Source organism: Nonomuraea sp. NPDC026600 (assembly GCF_040638335.1).
Taxonomy (GTDB): Bacteria; Actinomycetota; Actinomycetes; order Streptosporangiales; family Streptosporangiaceae; genus Nonomuraea.
Genome location: NZ_JBEZYD010000080.1, coordinates 1 through 13,546, shown reverse-complemented (window position 1 = coordinate 13,546; position 13,546 = coordinate 1). Strand labels below are relative to the sequence as shown.

At 71.8% G+C, this 13,546-nt stretch carries 23 protein-coding genes; 15 read left to right on the top strand and 8 right to left on the bottom strand.

Annotation, left to right across the window (positions count from 1 at the left end; translation table 11 throughout):
• The first annotated feature begins 108 nt into the window (after positions 1-108).
• From AB0F17_RS65745 to AB0F17_RS65725, 5 genes are all read left to right on the top strand, one after another.
• Entirely contained in the window at positions 109-264 is a 156-nt protein-coding gene (locus tag AB0F17_RS65745; protein ID WP_358047607.1) for a hypothetical protein, read from the top strand.
• A complete protein-coding gene (locus tag AB0F17_RS65740; RefSeq protein WP_358047605.1) occupies positions 261-515 on the top strand; it encodes a hypothetical protein in 255 nt (84 codons plus the stop codon). The genes AB0F17_RS65745 and AB0F17_RS65740 overlap by 4 nt, the downstream gene beginning before the upstream one ends.
• Positions 505-732, top strand: a complete 228-nt coding sequence (locus AB0F17_RS65735) for a hypothetical protein (protein ID WP_358047603.1) — start codon at positions 505-507, stop codon at positions 730-732. Before AB0F17_RS65740 ends, AB0F17_RS65735 begins: the two co-directional genes overlap by 11 nt.
• 50 nt (positions 733-782) lie before the next feature.
• Positions 783-962, top strand: a complete 180-nt coding sequence (locus AB0F17_RS65730) for a hypothetical protein (RefSeq protein ID WP_358047601.1) — start codon at positions 783-785, stop codon at positions 960-962.
• Positions 963-1,469: 507 nt separating this feature from the next.
• Positions 1,470-2,504, top strand: coding sequence for a hypothetical protein (locus tag AB0F17_RS65725; RefSeq protein WP_358047599.1), 1,035 nt, complete (start codon positions 1,470-1,472; stop codon positions 2,502-2,504).
• Positions 2,505-2,551: 47 nt separating this feature from the next.
• Here AB0F17_RS65725 and AB0F17_RS65720 read toward each other — a convergent pair whose 3' ends face one another.
• Entirely contained in the window at positions 2,552-3,295 is a 744-nt protein-coding gene (locus tag AB0F17_RS65720) for a nuclease-related domain-containing protein (protein WP_358047597.1), read from the bottom strand.
• A 228-nt stretch (positions 3,296-3,523) separates the two neighbouring features.
• Here AB0F17_RS65720 and AB0F17_RS65715 point away from each other — a divergent pair, with 228 nt between their 5' ends.
• From AB0F17_RS65715 to AB0F17_RS65680, 8 genes are all read left to right on the top strand, one after another.
• The gene (locus tag AB0F17_RS65715) at positions 3,524-3,772 is read left to right on the top strand and encodes a hypothetical protein (protein ID WP_358047595.1); all 249 of its coding nucleotides are present in this window, start codon (positions 3,524-3,526) and stop codon (positions 3,770-3,772) included.
• Entirely contained in the window at positions 3,769-4,230 is a 462-nt protein-coding gene (locus tag AB0F17_RS65710) for a hypothetical protein (protein ID WP_358047593.1), read from the top strand. Before AB0F17_RS65715 ends, AB0F17_RS65710 begins: the two co-directional genes overlap by 4 nt.
• On the top strand, positions 4,202-4,435 hold the full coding sequence (locus AB0F17_RS65705) for a hypothetical protein (protein WP_358047591.1): 234 nt from the start codon (positions 4,202-4,204) through the stop codon (positions 4,433-4,435). Before AB0F17_RS65710 ends, AB0F17_RS65705 begins: the two co-directional genes overlap by 29 nt.
• Positions 4,436-4,549: 114 nt before the next feature.
• Positions 4,550-5,011 carry an SsgA family sporulation/cell division regulator gene (locus AB0F17_RS65700; protein ID WP_358047589.1) on the top strand — a complete coding sequence of 154 codons (462 nt, stop codon included), beginning with the start codon at positions 4,550-4,552 and terminating at the stop codon, positions 5,009-5,011.
• Complete coding sequence (locus tag AB0F17_RS65695; RefSeq protein WP_358047587.1) at positions 5,008-5,745, top strand: DUF6248 family natural product biosynthesis protein; 738 nt, start codon at positions 5,008-5,010, stop codon at positions 5,743-5,745. The genes AB0F17_RS65700 and AB0F17_RS65695 overlap by 4 nt, the downstream gene beginning before the upstream one ends.
• Before the next feature lie 147 nt (positions 5,746-5,892).
• The gene (locus AB0F17_RS65690; protein WP_358047585.1) at positions 5,893-6,066 is read left to right on the top strand and encodes a hypothetical protein; all 174 of its coding nucleotides are present in this window, start codon (positions 5,893-5,895) and stop codon (positions 6,064-6,066) included.
• Positions 6,066-6,251 carry a hypothetical protein gene (locus AB0F17_RS65685; protein ID WP_358047583.1) on the top strand — a complete coding sequence of 62 codons (186 nt, stop codon included), beginning with the start codon at positions 6,066-6,068 and terminating at the stop codon, positions 6,249-6,251. The genes AB0F17_RS65690 and AB0F17_RS65685 overlap by 1 nt, the downstream gene beginning before the upstream one ends.
• Before the next feature lie 22 nt (positions 6,252-6,273).
• Positions 6,274-6,453 carry a hypothetical protein gene (locus tag AB0F17_RS65680; protein ID WP_358047581.1) on the top strand — a complete coding sequence of 60 codons (180 nt, stop codon included), beginning with the start codon at positions 6,274-6,276 and terminating at the stop codon, positions 6,451-6,453.
• Positions 6,454-6,611: 158 nt separating this feature from the next.
• On the opposite strand, the gene AB0F17_RS65675 is transcribed toward AB0F17_RS65680, so the two are convergent.
• Positions 6,612-7,010, bottom strand: coding sequence for a hypothetical protein (locus AB0F17_RS65675; RefSeq protein WP_358047579.1), 399 nt, complete (start codon positions 7,008-7,010; stop codon positions 6,612-6,614).
• 92 nt (positions 7,011-7,102) lie between these two features.
• Between AB0F17_RS65675 and AB0F17_RS65670 the strand changes: the two genes are divergently transcribed.
• Positions 7,103-8,377, top strand: a complete 1,275-nt coding sequence (locus AB0F17_RS65670) for a transcriptional regulator (RefSeq protein ID WP_358047577.1) — start codon at positions 7,103-7,105, stop codon at positions 8,375-8,377.
• Positions 8,378-8,548: 171 nt separating this feature from the next.
• Here AB0F17_RS65670 and AB0F17_RS65665 read toward each other — a convergent pair whose 3' ends face one another.
• The gene (locus AB0F17_RS65665; RefSeq protein ID WP_358047575.1) at positions 8,549-8,980 is read right to left on the bottom strand and encodes a hypothetical protein; all 432 of its coding nucleotides are present in this window, start codon (positions 8,978-8,980) and stop codon (positions 8,549-8,551) included.
• Between the two features lie 93 nt (positions 8,981-9,073).
• Positions 9,074-9,808 carry a hypothetical protein gene (locus tag AB0F17_RS65660; protein ID WP_358047573.1) on the bottom strand — a complete coding sequence of 245 codons (735 nt, stop codon included), beginning with the start codon at positions 9,806-9,808 and terminating at the stop codon, positions 9,074-9,076.
• Positions 9,809-9,999: 191 nt separating this feature from the next.
• Here AB0F17_RS65660 and AB0F17_RS65655 point away from each other — a divergent pair, with 191 nt between their 5' ends.
• Entirely contained in the window at positions 10,000-10,587 is a 588-nt protein-coding gene (locus AB0F17_RS65655; protein WP_358047571.1) for a winged helix-turn-helix domain-containing protein, read from the top strand.
• 70 nt (positions 10,588-10,657) lie between these two features.
• On the opposite strand, the gene AB0F17_RS65650 is transcribed toward AB0F17_RS65655, so the two are convergent.
• From AB0F17_RS65650 to AB0F17_RS65635, 4 genes are all read right to left on the bottom strand, one after another.
• Positions 10,658-10,951: a hypothetical protein gene (locus tag AB0F17_RS65650; protein WP_358047569.1), complete on the bottom strand. Its 294-nt coding sequence runs from the start codon at positions 10,949-10,951 to the stop codon at positions 10,658-10,660.
• Entirely contained in the window at positions 10,951-12,135 is a 1,185-nt protein-coding gene (locus AB0F17_RS65645; RefSeq protein WP_358047567.1) for a hypothetical protein, read from the bottom strand. Before AB0F17_RS65645 ends, AB0F17_RS65650 begins: the two co-directional genes overlap by 1 nt.
• Positions 12,136-12,297: 162 nt before the next feature.
• Positions 12,298-12,906: a hypothetical protein gene (locus AB0F17_RS65640; protein ID WP_358047565.1), complete on the bottom strand. Its 609-nt coding sequence runs from the start codon at positions 12,904-12,906 to the stop codon at positions 12,298-12,300.
• A gap of 91 nt (positions 12,907-12,997) precedes the next feature.
• On the bottom strand, positions 12,998-13,375 hold the full coding sequence (locus AB0F17_RS65635) for a hypothetical protein (protein WP_358047563.1): 378 nt from the start codon (positions 13,373-13,375) through the stop codon (positions 12,998-13,000).
• Between the last annotated feature and the right edge of the window lie 171 nt (positions 13,376-13,546).

The following is a 13,546-nucleotide window of genomic DNA, read 5'->3' as shown; positions in this document are numbered from 1 at the left end:
TCCAGGTCAAGACCATTTCCTGAACCTCTGGTACGATGCCGTATCGTTCTGATACGATGGCGTAGCAAGTGTTCGGAGTACCGTTCCATCGACAGGAGGCAGACCCTGATGACCACTGACGACGGCTACCGCGAGGCCGCCCAGCAGGACCACGAAAGCGCCGTGGCCGAGTATGACCTGGAGCAGGCGTACGAGCAGTACACCGGGTCGCTCGGCTGGTACGAGTGGTCCGCGCAGCAGCGCGCGAAGTGGACATGGGAGTGAGCGACTACACCCCGGCGCAGGTGATGGCCACCACCCTGGGCGAGCTGGTCGAGAACAGCCCGGCCGACGCCGAGGAGCAGCCCATCACGGTGCTGACCATCAGCGACCCGGTCACCGGGGACACCTACCCGGTACGGCTCGCGCCGGGGCACGTCGAGACGCTGAACGAGGCGTTCGGCCAGCTGCTGCAGGCCGCCTACGCCGCACGGGACGCCGACCAGGAGGAGGAGGCCGCCAGCAATGACGACTGACGACGGTTACCAGCGGCAAGTCGCGATCGCGGCGGCCGCCGACGAGATCCAAGCGGCGATCCGGGCATCGGACGGTGAAGGCGCCACGGCCGCCATGAGCAGGCTGATGCAGCTCAGCCCGGAGGTGGGCTCCCGTCTCCTGGACCAGCTCATTGTCGCGGGACTGAACCGCATGGTGAACGGGCCGGACCCGACCGGCAAGCAGGAGCAGGGCTGAGGGACGCGACGCGCGCCGAGCCACACCCGAACTGACCAACGAGGAGAGTCATGGACGACAAGGCCGCGTACGTTACTGGCATTCAGGACCAGCTCAGCACCGCCGCGCAGCGCGGCGACAAGGAGGCCGTGGTGTCTATCCTGCAGAAAGTCGCCGCCGAGGACCTCTCACTCGGGGTTGTCCTGGCGGAGAAGGTCGTGAACGACAGCCTGCGGAGGATGACGCGCTGACCGTCGCGACACGCTGAGAAACATCACGGAGCCCCGGGCCGACAGGTCCGGGGCTCTCTGCGTGGTTTGGGCCGCTGACGTCGGGTTTGAGTCCTGAGGCGCGCGACACGCCCGGGCTTTCCTGTACGCGGGTGACGACGCGGAGCGCGCGCTCGTGGAAAGATGCGGACCGACTACTCACTGTCGATCACCCCGCAGGGAGTCACCAAGGCAAAAAGAAACGCCCCGCAGCGCGGGGCGCTCTCACAACTTGATCTAGCACTACACGTCTCGTCTTTGACTGATCAGCTCCGAATGGTTTGGCCGCCTAGAGAGCTGATCGCCGTCAACGGGATTCGTCACGTCTGGAGACCGACGATAGCAGGCACCCAGGCGGATAGCCCACCATGCCCTGAAGACACGCCGGGCACGGCTACCGCTTCCCCGAACCACCTCCTTGACCCCGACGACGATGGCCCGGGCACGACTCGCTTCGCGCACTACGAGGGCCCCGAGCGTCTGCCGAGCGTGCCGACCCGACTCTGGTGGCGCACCGTGCAGCTGCTCCAGGCTCGCGGCGCGTGGTTGCACCCGTGCGCGCTGCGCATGGCCCGGCACCTGGCCTACTGCGCCGACGGCCGCGGCCGCCTGGTCGACGTGCCCGAGCTGCTGGCCCGCTACAGCGCCCACCACGGCCGCGGCCACCGCACGGCCTGGACCGACTTCATGCGCCTGGTCGACGTCGGCCTGGTCCGCCAGGTGTGCGCCGCCGCGCCGTACCGGCAGGCCCGCTACATCCTGTGCATGGACCTGGCCGCCCTGCCCGACGACCTGCCCCGCGACCTGGCCGCCGCTCTGGCCGGCCACGTCGACGACCCCACGGCCATCGTCCGGGGCACGCCCACCCGCGCCGACGTTCACCGCGCCCTCGCTGACTGCGAAGTGATCCGGGTCGGTTCCGCGACCCGCCCCAAACCGATCATGGTCTGCCGGGGTGCGGGGAAACTGCACACGTCTCCCTTTACGCGAGAGGGATCTCCCCCCTCTTCTCCCCCCCCTCCATCACACAGGCCACAGCGGGCCCGTGGGTGGCCGTTCCAGGGGCAAGATCTCGGCGAGGAAGGCGGCGCCCTGTACTTTGTAAAGAGTCTGGGCCCGGACTGGGCGTCTCAGCGGCAGGGAGTGGTGCCGGCGGCCGCCGAGCTGGCCGAGATCGCCGAGCTGGCGCGGCTGCTGCTGCAGCACATGCCGGAGAGCGAGGTCCGGGAGGTGCTGACCAGTCAGGTGGGGTCCGCCGCCGACCTGGTGGGCGTGCTGCGCTGGCGCACCGGCCGGACGCTGGCTGGGCTACGGCGGTCCGAACGCCGGGCGCGGCGCCTGCGGGTCGACGACGACGGGGCCAGGCACACGGAGTGGCTGGCCAGCAACGCCGAGCGGGACGCCCAGGAGGTGGCGCCACGGCGCGCGGAGCTGGTGGCGCTGGCGCGGCAGCGGGCCCGCGAGGTGGCCGAGGCTCGCCGGGCCCAGGAGCAGGCGCGGCTGTCCGCCCGGATCTATGGCTGAGCAGGCCGCGGCTACTTTGCGGCTGGTGGCGCGGACCCGAGCGAGACCTACTCGGCGTAGGCCGGGAAGGCCGCCGCGGCGGCCGCCTTGAGCCTGCTCACCGTGGCGCGGTCGAGGCGTGCGGGCCGCCGCAGGATCCAGCTCGGCACCATGCTGGCGCGCAGGACCTGAGCATCCGCCACGCGTAGCCCCCGGAACGGCACGTGCAGGCCGTGAACGGCGATCACCGGCGTGACCTCCACGCGCCTGCCCATCAGGGCGGTGAGAGCCTGTGCGACGCTCTGGGACTCGTACAGGGCCGAGCGGACCTCGTCTGGCGTCCACCGGTGCCCGGTGCGGACGGTCCGGCCGCGCCGGGTGATCCGCTTGTCTCGGCGCCACTGCTTGCTGTCGATGACGAAGACGCCGGCGGGCCCGACGGCCAGGTGGTCCACGTTGGCGCGGCCGCGCGGCAGGGCCCGGTCGTGCAGGACCAGGTACCCGGTCAGTTCGAGCTCCTGCAGCCGGCGGGCGGTCCGGCGTTCGCCGAGCGCGCCGCGCCGCCAGGTCCTGACGGCCTCGTGGCTGCGCCAGCGGAAGACCATGTCGGCCGCCACGACGAGCACGGCCAGGGCCAGGCCGACCCGCCAGCCCACGACCAGCGTGCCGCCGATGCCGACGATCGCCGCCATCACCGCGCGCAGCACCAGGCGCTCGCGGCGACCGGCCCGCCACAGGGCCCGGTACCGGGCGTGAGCCGAGGCGCCGGCCCCGTTGGACAACCACGGCACGGACGAGGCGGGGCGGACCATCCGGGGCCTCCAGCTCTTGCGGCGACGGCGGGGGATGACACGGGAGGTTCGACGACCTCCAGCGTACGCGCCGGCACCGACACGGTCCCGTTGATCCGTAGGCGTATCGTCCTGGCATGGTGCCGTATCGCCGCGACCCGATCGCTAAAGAATCATGGCCGCGAGCAGGGAAAAGCCATGGTACGGCGCCGTATCAATATGGTACGATGGCGTAGCAAGGAGAAGTTGATGGAGCCGAGGTTGAAGGAGGACCGCATGGTCGCAGCCCTCAAGCGCCTGGCGGAAACGGCGCGGCGGCGCGCGAACGCCAAGCACGCGCTCGCGGAGATCGAGAAGGAGCACAAGCGGGCCCTGCTGGCCGCGCTGAAGTCCGGTGTCACCACGCGCCGCGCCGCCGAGGTGGGCGAGCTGAGCCCGGACACCGTCAACCGGTGGAACAAGGAGCAGAAGGCCAAGCAGGAGGCGGACCCGAAGTGAACGACATCGACCCCGAGCTGCCCACCAGGTACCACGACATCACCGGGGATACGTCGACCACCGACATGCTGCGGCGCTACCAGGAGCTGTCCCAGCGGCAGGCCATGGTGGAGGCGCTGGCCATCTTGCAGGCCCGGGGTACCTACGACGCGACCCGGCACGGCCCCGCCGATCAGCCGTTGAGCGTCGAGGAGCACTTGGCGCTCTTGGCGTTTGGCGAGGCGCTCGCCCGCGCGGTCCGCCACCCCGTCGACGTCGTTCGGGCGTTGCGCGCGGGGGCGAGCTGGGAGCAGGTGGCCGAGGCGCGCGGCCAGGAGGAGCAGGAGGCCCGCCAGGAGTACCGGCAGTGGGCCGAGGGCCAGCGCCGCCTACGCCAGCACTACGGCGACATCGGCATGACCGAGGCCGAGTACGCCGAGGCGATCGCGCGTGCCGATCAAAACGACCACCGACCGTAAGGAGATCACCATGGCGCTGGCCAAGACGTGCGCGTGCGGCAGCAGCTTCGACATCCCGCACGAGCGGGGCGTGGTCGTGGAGTGCAGTGCGTGCCAGGAGCAGGTGCGAGAGACGTTCCTCTCCCCCCGGCTGCAGCCCGTGGCCAAGGCCGAGGAGCTCGAACAGGCGTACGCCGAGGCACGGGGCTTGGACCTGGAGAGGTGACGCACCGCGGCGGCCAGCTGGCCGCCGCCGACATCTGAATACCGACGCTGACGGGCGCCGATCCCCGCGAAGAGAGGGCGCCCGACCAGCTTCCAGCGAATGGAGAGGTTGACCATGGCCGCATCATGGCCGTTCTGCCTCCCTGTCGATCAGGCCCTGACGCTGTGGCCTGACGATCAGGAGGAGGAGGAGCCGCAGTTCGGCACCCTCCTGTTCGACCCGGCCGACCCGTACGCCGTGCACCTGGCGGTGGGGTCCGCCCCGGTGGTGTACACCTTCGAGCGCACGCTGCTGGTCGAGGCGCTGTTCCAGGCGACGCTGTCGCCGGACGACTCGTTCGACGAGGCGCTGAGCCGCACCTTGGGCGAGGGCGACATGCTCCTGGGTCCCAGCGATGAGGACCCCTGGCTCACCCTCACGCTGTTTCCCGAGCCGGATCGCCACCTGGCCTACCGGACCGCGCGCAGCGTGCTGAACGACTTCACCAGCCGCATCGTGCGCATGGTGCCGTTCGGGCAGGCCCAGCGGTTGGCGAAGGAAGCGCTGACCGCATGGCTGCAGGAGGTGGCCAGGTGAGCGTGACCCTTGCCCCACTCAGCCCCGCACAGGCCGAGTGGATCAGGGCGAACGCCTGGACCGCGCAGCTGCGCAAGGAGCACGCCAGCCACCCGGCCTACCGGGCGACGTGCTCCTGCCAGCACGGCAAGACCGGGCACTGCGACATGGGTAAGTGCGGCAAGTGCGAGCGCGGCGAGCCGCTCCCCAGCTGGGAGACGGTGATCTGCGACCGGTCCGGCATCTACCCGGTCCACATGCGCCGGCCCTTCCTCCACCCCACCCCGTCGGCGACGATCCCGCAGCGCCAGCAGCTGGCCATGGTGTGGCTGGCTGACCGCGTGTGCCGGTGGGTGTGCCCGTGCCCCTGCCACCACCCGACGAAGAGAGCAGCGATGACCCAGCACCTGGACCCCACCAGGCCCGGATCCGACCGGCCCCGCGGACCTCTCGGCGACGGCGGTGCCTGGCAGGCGGTGATGGAGGCCGCCGAGTACCGGTGCCAGTGCACGCGCTGCCCGGCGCACCGCCGCGACCGGCAGGGACGGTGTGAGACCGAGCATGGCCCCGGCGTCCGGCTGAGCATCGGCCCCAGCGACCCGAGCCCGGACCCGGCACGCCGGCCGGAGCTGCACCGGGGCAAGTCGGTGGCCTGGTGCGAGCCCTGTTGGAAACGCGCGGTGTCGGTCTCGGCGAAGCTCACCCGCCAGTACGAGGAGCGCCAGCTGCGCGAGAAGACCGACACCCTCTTCTGAACTTCCCCGGCCGAGACGAGCAGGAAGGAGCCGTGCACGACGGCGGCCAGCTGGCCGCCGCGACGACAACACACCTGAACACGCTGACGGGCGCCGATCCCCGCGAAGAGAGGGCGCCCGCAGCTCCAGCGAATGGAGATCTCCAGCATGTCACAGCGCATGAGCAAGGCCGACCGCGACCAGGCCCAGGGCAACGCTGTCCGGACAGCCCACGAGAAGGCGGTCACGCCGAGTTGGGGCACCGAGAAGCAGTCCGTCCGCGACGCCTACGACCTCGAGCTGTCCCGCGAGATGCCCGTCGACGGCAAGACCCGCCGCTGATGAGCGAGGACTCTCCCGCGATGCGGGAGCTCGATGCCGCCTACGAGGCCCTCGAACAGGCGCACGCCGCGAGCCGCGAACTGTCCCTGGACCTCGCCTACGACCTCGTCAACGAGGCGTTCCAGCGCACCCTCACCGCCTGGGATGGCCTCAGCCCGCAAGAACGCGACGCGAACACGTTCTGACCCCGGAAGGAGAGATCACGAGATGACCGCGCAATCGCCAGCGCAGCGGGAGCTTGACGCCGCGTACGAGGCGCTCGACGTGGCGGACCAGGCGCGCATTCAGGCCGCGCTCGGAGACGAGCCGTGCCTGTCGATCGACGACGCGCACGGGCTCTACCTGGAGGCGTGCCACCGGGTCAGCGAGGCCGGAGAGGCCTTGTAGGCGCCGGCACGAAGCGACGGCCCCGCCCCCACTTCCCCGGGGGCGGGGCCGTTCTGTTGGAGACCGTGACCCCGGGCGAGGCACTGGGTGTGGCCTGCCGCCCAGGTCGCGAGCCCATTCCCCTCCGGAGGGCGTGCGACTCGGGGACGTGCCCGGGGTCACGGTCGTTCGCGGGCCGCCAGCTGGTCGGCGGCGGCGGCTTCCACCGACCGCGCGAGCCCCGCCGGACCGACGCCCGCAGACAGGCCAAGCGTCGGTCCGTCCCGGTGCACGACGGCCGCGTAGAGCTGGGCCAGGCGCGCGGCCGCCACGGTGGGCGAGTAGGCGAACGTCAGCACCTCGCGATCGCGGCGAGGGCGAGTCCACCAGATGCGCCCGCCCTGGCACCGGGCGGTCAGGCCGTACCAGATCGATACGACCGTGAAGCTTCCCAGGGCCACGGGGTAGGCGGGGATGTTGTGGCCCCGGGCCAGGGCGCCACACAGCGCGTCGGCCAGTTCCTCAGCGGTGGCCGGCATCGCCGTGTCGGGGGCGGCGCCCTGGAGGGAAGGAATCACGCGACCTACCTAAACGTGAGCGCGCGGTTACAGGAAGGGGTGAGACTGGGGTACAGGCGGATATCCCCAGTCCGACCTGGGAGTGGTGGCGCATGAACGAGATCCCCGCGTGGGCGGCGCGGTTGCGGGCCGAACGACTTCGGCCGGACCGGATGTGGAGCCGGGCCCGCATGGCTCGCGAGTTGCGGGCGGCGGCCGCTGGCCGGGTCGCCGTGGCGCACCCGGCCAGTCTTCGAGATCAGATCAGGGGTTGGGAGAAGGGCAAGCACCAGCCCAGCGAGGTCTACCGCACTCTGTACGCCGTGGTGTTCGAGGTGGACGAGGCCGAGCTGTTCGCCGCCGACCAGCCCCGCGCATCCCTGGAGGACCTGGCCGGCCTGGCCGAACTGCCGCCGGTCGAGGAGGTGCTGGCCCGCGTGGTGGCGGCCACCGGGCGCAGGGTCGGCACGGAGACCGTGACGGCGCTGGCCGAGCGCGTGCACGCCCTTCGCCTGGCCGACGACGTGCTGCCCGGCGGGGATCTGGTCGAGCCCGCGTTCCGCCAGCTGGCCAACGCCGTGCGGCTCTACCGCGACGGTGGCCACCGCGAGGAGGTAGGGCGCGCCCTGCTGGGCCTGGTGGCCGAGTTCGCGCAGCTGGCCGGTTGGGTGGCGGCCGACGCCGGGCAGCCCGGCCGGGCCGCGAGCACCTACCAGCTCGGCATCGAGGCCGCGCGAGAGGCCGGCGACTCCGCGCTGGAGTCGAACCTGTTGGGCGCGCTGGCTTACCTGACGAGCAACGGCCAGAAACCCCGGGGCGGAGTCGAGCTGGCCGAGGCGGCCGTGGCGGCCGCAGGCAAGGCAGCGGTTCCCCTGGCGCGGGCGCTGGCCTGGGACCGGCTGGCCTGGGCCGAGGCCAAGACCGGCAGCGTGGCGTCGACCAGCCGGGCACTCGGCAACGCGGCGGCCGCGCTGAGCGAGGCCGGGCCAGAGACGGAGAGATCCTGGCTGTACTGGGTCAGCGCCGACGAGCTGCAGGTGATGGAGGCGCGGGCGTACACGGAGCTGCACCGCCCGTTGCGCGCCATCCCCATCCTGGCCAAGGTGCTGGAGCGCTACGACCCCTCGCACGCGCGGGAACTGGCGCTGTATCTCAGCTGGCTCGCGGTCGGCCTGGCCGACGCGCACGAACCCGAGGCCGCCGCCACGGCCGCTCACCGCATGCTGGACTTGTCTGCTGGGCTGGCCAGCTCCCGCACCGCTGAGCGCGCCCGCACGGTCCTGGCGCGCCTGGCGCCCTACCGGTCCACGGTGCCGGAGGTGGCGGAGCTGTGGGACCAGTACCGAGTGTCAATAGCGGACCCGGCGCGTACGCTGCCACCCGCGTGACGCTGACCAGGGACGGCGCCTGACACCACGGCGGCCGCGGAGGCCTCGCCGGCGACGAGTTCGGCGCCGTAACACGCCAGCTGACCTGCGGTAGCGCTTATTGACACCGCACAGGCGCCAACGACAATGGCCCCCGCGTCCTCGAAGCGGGGGCCAGACTGGTCGGGCGAGTCAGTCTCTCTCAACCGACTCCAGACCGCCGGCCGCTGACTGCGCACGGCCCAGAACCGTCACCAACTCGTGGGCCTTCGCACATGCGGTCCCGGTTGCGGCGACCAGCTCGTCCACGGCGGCCGTCGTGTCGCCCGCGTGCTTGCCGTAGTCGGGGTGCTCCCGAATCGCGCCCGCGTCGGCCTTCTCGATGACCCAGGTTGCCATCTGGTTGAGTGCCTGCGGCAGCTTGTCCAACGCGGCGATCAGCTCGCCATACACGCTGTAGACGGTGGCCGGGTAGACGATGCCCCCGTTCCCCGGCATGGTCGCGTAGTTCAGCATCCTCACCGCGGCGTCGATCCCGGCCGCGATGGCGCGCGTCCCCTCGGAGGAGTGCGGGCCGTTCACCGTGACGGGCTTGTCGTCGTCGTTGGTCCTGATCTCGATCATGCGTCCGACCTTCCTTGATCGTGTTTGTGGGCTTACCGGGGCGGTCTCGACCGGCCCGGCTCGGGGGCGAAGTCGAGAACAGCCTCCAGGTGCTCACGCCTCCACGTCGTCATAGCCGAGGGCGGTCCGCATGTCCCGCAACCAGACGTTGAAGTTCACGTCGCCCACGGGCGCCATCCCGTTGAGCTGGAGCCTCTGAATGGCCTGCTCCGGGTCGGTGAACCCCATGGCCTCCAGGTGGCTCAGGGCGCCCAGGATCAGCGCCACGGCGAGCTGTTCCCCGACCGGCCAGGCCGTGCTGGGGTGCCCGTCGTGGTAGCGCTGTGCCGACCGGCAGCGCGCGATGATGTCGCGCTCGTAGGCGTTCAGCGCCCGCACGTCACCCGAGTCCGGCGTGACCCCGACACCGAGGCGGCGGGCCCGCTTCTGGGCCGCCTGCGGGCTGTCGAGCCCGAGCCCGGCGGCGATCTCGCGCCATGTGATCCCGGCAGCACGGGCCTTGGCGATGATGTTGGTCTCCAGTCCCTCCAGGTCAGTGCGGGCAGGCCTGATCACCCGCACAGCGGCCAACCAGTCCTCGCGGGTCGGCTCGGGGCGGCCGAACTTTTCCGGGTAGAACGCGCCGCTCAGCACGTAGTGCAGCAGGTCGTGCGCGGACACCTGGGGGCCGTTGGGGTCGTCGGCGTACGTGCGCTGGTGTTGATCGCCGAAGCGCCGTGTGAGGTGGTTGCGGGCCCCCAACTCGGCGGTCACCCTCTCGCGGATCCCGGCCGTTCCCTCTGCGGTGGCGATGAGCTCTGAGAGGAGCTCGCCTCGTTCGTTGTCCATGCCCCGATCGCACACCTTCACCCATTGGTTGTCAACCAACAGTTGAACATTTGGCATGGGTGAGAGCTTGCGGGAAGCCTTAGTTCCCGGAGGTTACCGGCGAGTAGGGACGTGAAACGATCTCCGCCCTGAAGTATGCTTCATGAAGCTCACTTCATGCTCTCTCGCTACCGTCAGAAAGGGGGCCGCCCGTGGCCGCTGACGAAAACCAAGAGCGGACGCCGGTCAGCTTCTTCGACACGACGATGAACTCACGCGACTCCTCCGGGGCCTGGGAGACCGGACGGCTGGACGGGCTCATCGAGGAGTTGGCCGGCCAGGGCCTGCTGTTCGGCCGGGGCGCATGGCTGGCCGACCGCTTCGGCGCCAAGCCGGGCACCGTCGAGGAGGCGCTCCCGAGCGTGCGCAAGTACCTCGACCGGCCGGTGTTCCCGGAAGGTGCCGAGTTCCCCGAGACGACCACCGCCGGGCTCGCCGTGGCGATCGTGCAGGGCGCGCGCCGTGCGCTGGAGGACGTGCAGGCCATCGAGCGCGCCGCCGCCGGCCTCGCCCGCGAGCACGGCATCACCGTGCGCCAGCTGGCCGCCGCGGCGGGCATCAGCGAGCGCGCCGCCAACGACCGCTACCGCCGTCTGGAGGAGACCGTGACCGTGTACTGCGGCGCGTGCGGCGGCGCCATGCAGGTGCCCCGCTCGGTCTTTGACCCGAACCGGGACCTGGCGGACCTGTACTTCCAGGACTGCCCGGGCTGCGGCCGAAACCAGCAGATCAACGGCTGACCGCCGCCTCATTTCCGGCCGGAAAAGAGGAACCCCCCGGTGTGGACCGGGGGGTTCGAGGCGTCGGCGATCATCTCGGGATCGCGCCGCGTGGTTGCCGGCGGGCCGGGCCCGGGGGGAGCGTGCGCGGGTCCCGCCTGCCCGGCGGTGGGTCGTCGACTCGCTCGGCGTGCTCCCACTGCGGGCCGCCGGGGCGGGCGGGCCGGACGTCGACGACGATGCGCAGCCCGGGCCCGCGCCGGTTGGGGATCTCGGCGTCGTCGCCCACCTGGAGGGTCACGGCGGCGCGGAGCACGGGCAGCATCAGCTCGGCGACCTGGCGGACGCGGTCGGGGTCGTCGTCCATGATGCGGATCTGGACCATCAGGCGTACACCTCCCCGGCGGCGGGCTGGTCCTGGTCGAGGGGGCCGCCCTCCACGGTGAGGTACGTCAGGTGGCCGGCCTCGTGCTCGCGGGAGGGGACCGTGGCGGCGACGTCCTGGCGCCGTAGCCGGCCCGCGCCGGTCAGCGTCTCCAGGACGTCGCGGGTGCCGGCGGCCGACCCGTGGATGGTCAGCCGTACCGCGTCCCGCAGGCTTGGCTGGACCTGGTGGTTCACGGGTGCGCTGAGGCCCGGGCGGCCGACGTCGGCCGTGTCGGCGATGCGGCGCAGCAGCAGCCAGAGCCGGTCAGCGGTTCCGGGCGGCCAGGGGTCGCGGAGCTTGCCGGTGGCGGGTTCGAGTTCGCCGCGCCATTGCGCTACCCGCTCCCGCACGGTCGAGGGCCACCCGTCGCGCAGCTGCGGCGGGCCCGCCGGCGCGGTGAGCCGTACGGGGGCGCCGAGTTCGGCCAGGCGCTCGGTCACCGGGCCGAGTGGGCGAGATTCCCAGCCGACCAGGTGGCGGCCGTCCAGTGCGGCCTGCAGCGCCTGCGCGCCCTCGGTCGCGGGCATCGCCTCGTTCGGCGCGCCGGGCGTGCGCGGCCCGGCCAGTCGGACGAGCACGTCGAGCAGCCGGCCGCCGGTGTGGTCCACCGCCTGGACCCGGGCGGCCAGCGGCGGCCGCCGTCGTCCGGCCGGGGTGCGCGGCGCCTCGTGCAGGTCGACCCAGAGCACGGCCGTGGCCGCGTCGTCGAGCAGGTCGCGCGCCCACTGGGTCAGGACCGTTCGGCGTTCGCGGAGCCGGAGCTGCTTTTCGACCAGGCGGGCGATGTGCGAGCAGGCCAGGCACCGCGGCCGCTGGTCGCGCATGGCCAGGCCCTGCTGGCACTGGGCGCCGCAGTCGGCGCACTCTCGCACCGTGGCGGTCCGCCGCCGGTCGGCGGCCGCGAGCTGGCCGGCGGTGGCGCGGGTGGGCGGGCAGTCCGCCACCCGGTACAGGTCGATCCACACCTCGTCATCGCGCCAGTCCGTCCCGGCCACCTTCGCCACGACCGGGCCGCTGGGCTCGCGCGGCAGGTCGGCGCCGGCGAGCTGGCTCCGGCTGGCCAGGTTCCAGGGCACCTCGCCCCACCGCTGGTAGTAGACGGGCTCCGGCGGCGTGGCCGCGCCCTCCTCGTGTTCGGCCATGAAGGCTCCTTCAGGCTCGGGGACTGGGGTCCCCTGGGGGTGTGGTGATGGTTGGACGGTACGCCCTGCGACCGACATTTTGCAACCCGCGATATGGCCGCTGACCGGCGGTTTTCAAGTTTGAAAAGTTCTATGGCCCGCCCCGGGGGGCGAGTCTGCTGGTCAGGGCTGCGGAGGTGCGGGAAGGGCGCGCGTGACGGCGGCGCGAAGGACGTCGCCGGGGGTGATCACGTCGGCGGCGAGGCGTTGGTACTGCTCCCACAGTTCGGGGTCGGTGCGGGCGGTGATGATCCCCGGGTGTGCGTCGCGCCAGGCGCGTACGGCCGCGATGGCGGGGGCGCTGACGTGTGCGCAGGCTCGCTGCAGCCGGGCGGCCAGGTCCACCGGGAGGCGGACCGACACGCTCTCCGGCCAGGCCCGGTCGAGGCTGCCGGGCCACCGGCCCGAGGCGGGGGTGTCGGCGGGGGGCGGCGGCCAGTCGTGGTCCCAGCCGCGTTCGGCCAGTTCGGCGCGCAGCGCGTGGGCCACGAGCACGTCGCGCGTGTCGGCCAGTTCGCCCTCGCGGCGCAGCTCGGCCAGCCGCACGCGCACCCGAGCCCGCGCGACGGCGCGTTCGGCCGCCGGCCGGTTCGGGTCGTCGGCGCCGAGCTGGGCGCGCAGCGCCTCCTGGAACTGGCGGGCGCGAGCCTTCTCCGCATCCATCACGGCCTTGAGCCGGGCGCGGGTGCCGTAGGCCAGGTGGACGCGGACGGGTGTTGTGGCGCGGATCATGATCGAAGCGTGGCAGGTGGATTTCAAGTTTGCAAACTTGAAATCCCGGAGCGCGTCGTACGCACCTCTTCGCCAGGGCGTTTCACCCAGGTCAGGGTCTTGTAGCCGTACCCGGTGCCGTCACGCTCGCGGCGGGTGTGACGCTTTCGCGTGGCGGCTGTGCGGTCTGTCGCGCGGCGCGTCGGCGCGCCCGCCAGGAGGCGGAGCGGCAGGCGTGCGAGTCGTAGATCGCGTCTTGGCGGCGGCCGAACATCCCGGGGATGAACCAGTGCCCGCAGCCGGGGCAGCGGCGGGAGACTTGCCGCGCGTTGCCGGACACGAGCGCCTTGCCGACCCGCACGGCTTTGGTGAACCAGCGGCGCCGGCGGGCCGCAGCCGCCCTGCACGCCGGGCCGCAGTAGAGCGCGTCCGCGCGGGCAGTGGCCCGCAGCGGTTCACGGCAGTGCCGGCACCGGCGTGGAGCGGCCATATCTTCAGCCTACGCCCCCCGGCCGTAGGGATCTTGTACGTGAATAAGTTGCCGCTTACTGACGTACGGCCTTGATCATCGGTGCATCAAGATGTTCTCGTTGACGACTTTGAAGATCGCCGCGCGGTAGATCGGCCGCGCGCCTGTTGCTGTCGGAGCCCCACCCGTCGT

What these genes read in the sequence shown, in the direction of transcription:
- AB0F17_RS65730 (WP_358047601.1), top strand. Translation starts at nt 783, where the DNA reads ATGGACGACAAGGCCGCGTACGTTACTGGCATTCAGGACCAGCTCAGC.
- AB0F17_RS65700 (WP_358047589.1), top strand. Translation starts at nt 4,550, where the DNA reads ATGGCCGCATCATGGCCGTTCTGCCTCCCTGTCGATCAGGCCCTGACG.
- AB0F17_RS65635 (WP_358047563.1), bottom strand. Translation starts at nt 13,375, where the DNA reads ATGGCCGCTCCACGCCGGTGCCGGCACTGCCGTGAACCGCTGCGGGCC.
- AB0F17_RS65670 (WP_358047577.1), top strand. Translation starts at nt 7,103, where the DNA reads ATGAACGAGATCCCCGCGTGGGCGGCGCGGTTGCGGGCCGAACGACTT.
- AB0F17_RS65645 (WP_358047567.1), bottom strand. Translation starts at nt 12,135, where the DNA reads ATGGCCGAACACGAGGAGGGCGCGGCCACGCCGCCGGAGCCCGTCTAC.
- AB0F17_RS65720 (WP_358047597.1), bottom strand. Translation starts at nt 3,295, where the DNA reads ATGGTCCGCCCCGCCTCGTCCGTGCCGTGGTTGTCCAACGGGGCCGGC.
- AB0F17_RS65685 (WP_358047583.1), top strand. Translation starts at nt 6,066, where the DNA reads ATGAGCGAGGACTCTCCCGCGATGCGGGAGCTCGATGCCGCCTACGAG.
- AB0F17_RS65690 (WP_358047585.1), top strand. Translation starts at nt 5,893, where the DNA reads ATGTCACAGCGCATGAGCAAGGCCGACCGCGACCAGGCCCAGGGCAAC.
- AB0F17_RS65650 (WP_358047569.1), bottom strand. Translation starts at nt 10,951, where the DNA reads ATGGTCCAGATCCGCATCATGGACGACGACCCCGACCGCGTCCGCCAG.
- AB0F17_RS65640 (WP_358047565.1), bottom strand. Translation starts at nt 12,906, where the DNA reads ATGATCCGCGCCACAACACCCGTCCGCGTCCACCTGGCCTACGGCACC.
- AB0F17_RS65745 (WP_358047607.1), top strand. Translation starts at nt 109, where the DNA reads ATGACCACTGACGACGGCTACCGCGAGGCCGCCCAGCAGGACCACGAA.
- AB0F17_RS65660 (WP_358047573.1), bottom strand. Translation starts at nt 9,808, where the DNA reads ATGGACAACGAACGAGGCGAGCTCCTCTCAGAGCTCATCGCCACCGCA.
- AB0F17_RS65715 (WP_358047595.1), top strand. Translation starts at nt 3,524, where the DNA reads ATGGAGCCGAGGTTGAAGGAGGACCGCATGGTCGCAGCCCTCAAGCGC.
- AB0F17_RS65680 (WP_358047581.1), top strand. Translation starts at nt 6,274, where the DNA reads ATGACCGCGCAATCGCCAGCGCAGCGGGAGCTTGACGCCGCGTACGAG.
- AB0F17_RS65735 (WP_358047603.1), top strand. Translation starts at nt 505, where the DNA reads ATGACGACTGACGACGGTTACCAGCGGCAAGTCGCGATCGCGGCGGCC.
- AB0F17_RS65665 (WP_358047575.1), bottom strand. Translation starts at nt 8,980, where the DNA reads ATGATCGAGATCAGGACCAACGACGACGACAAGCCCGTCACGGTGAAC.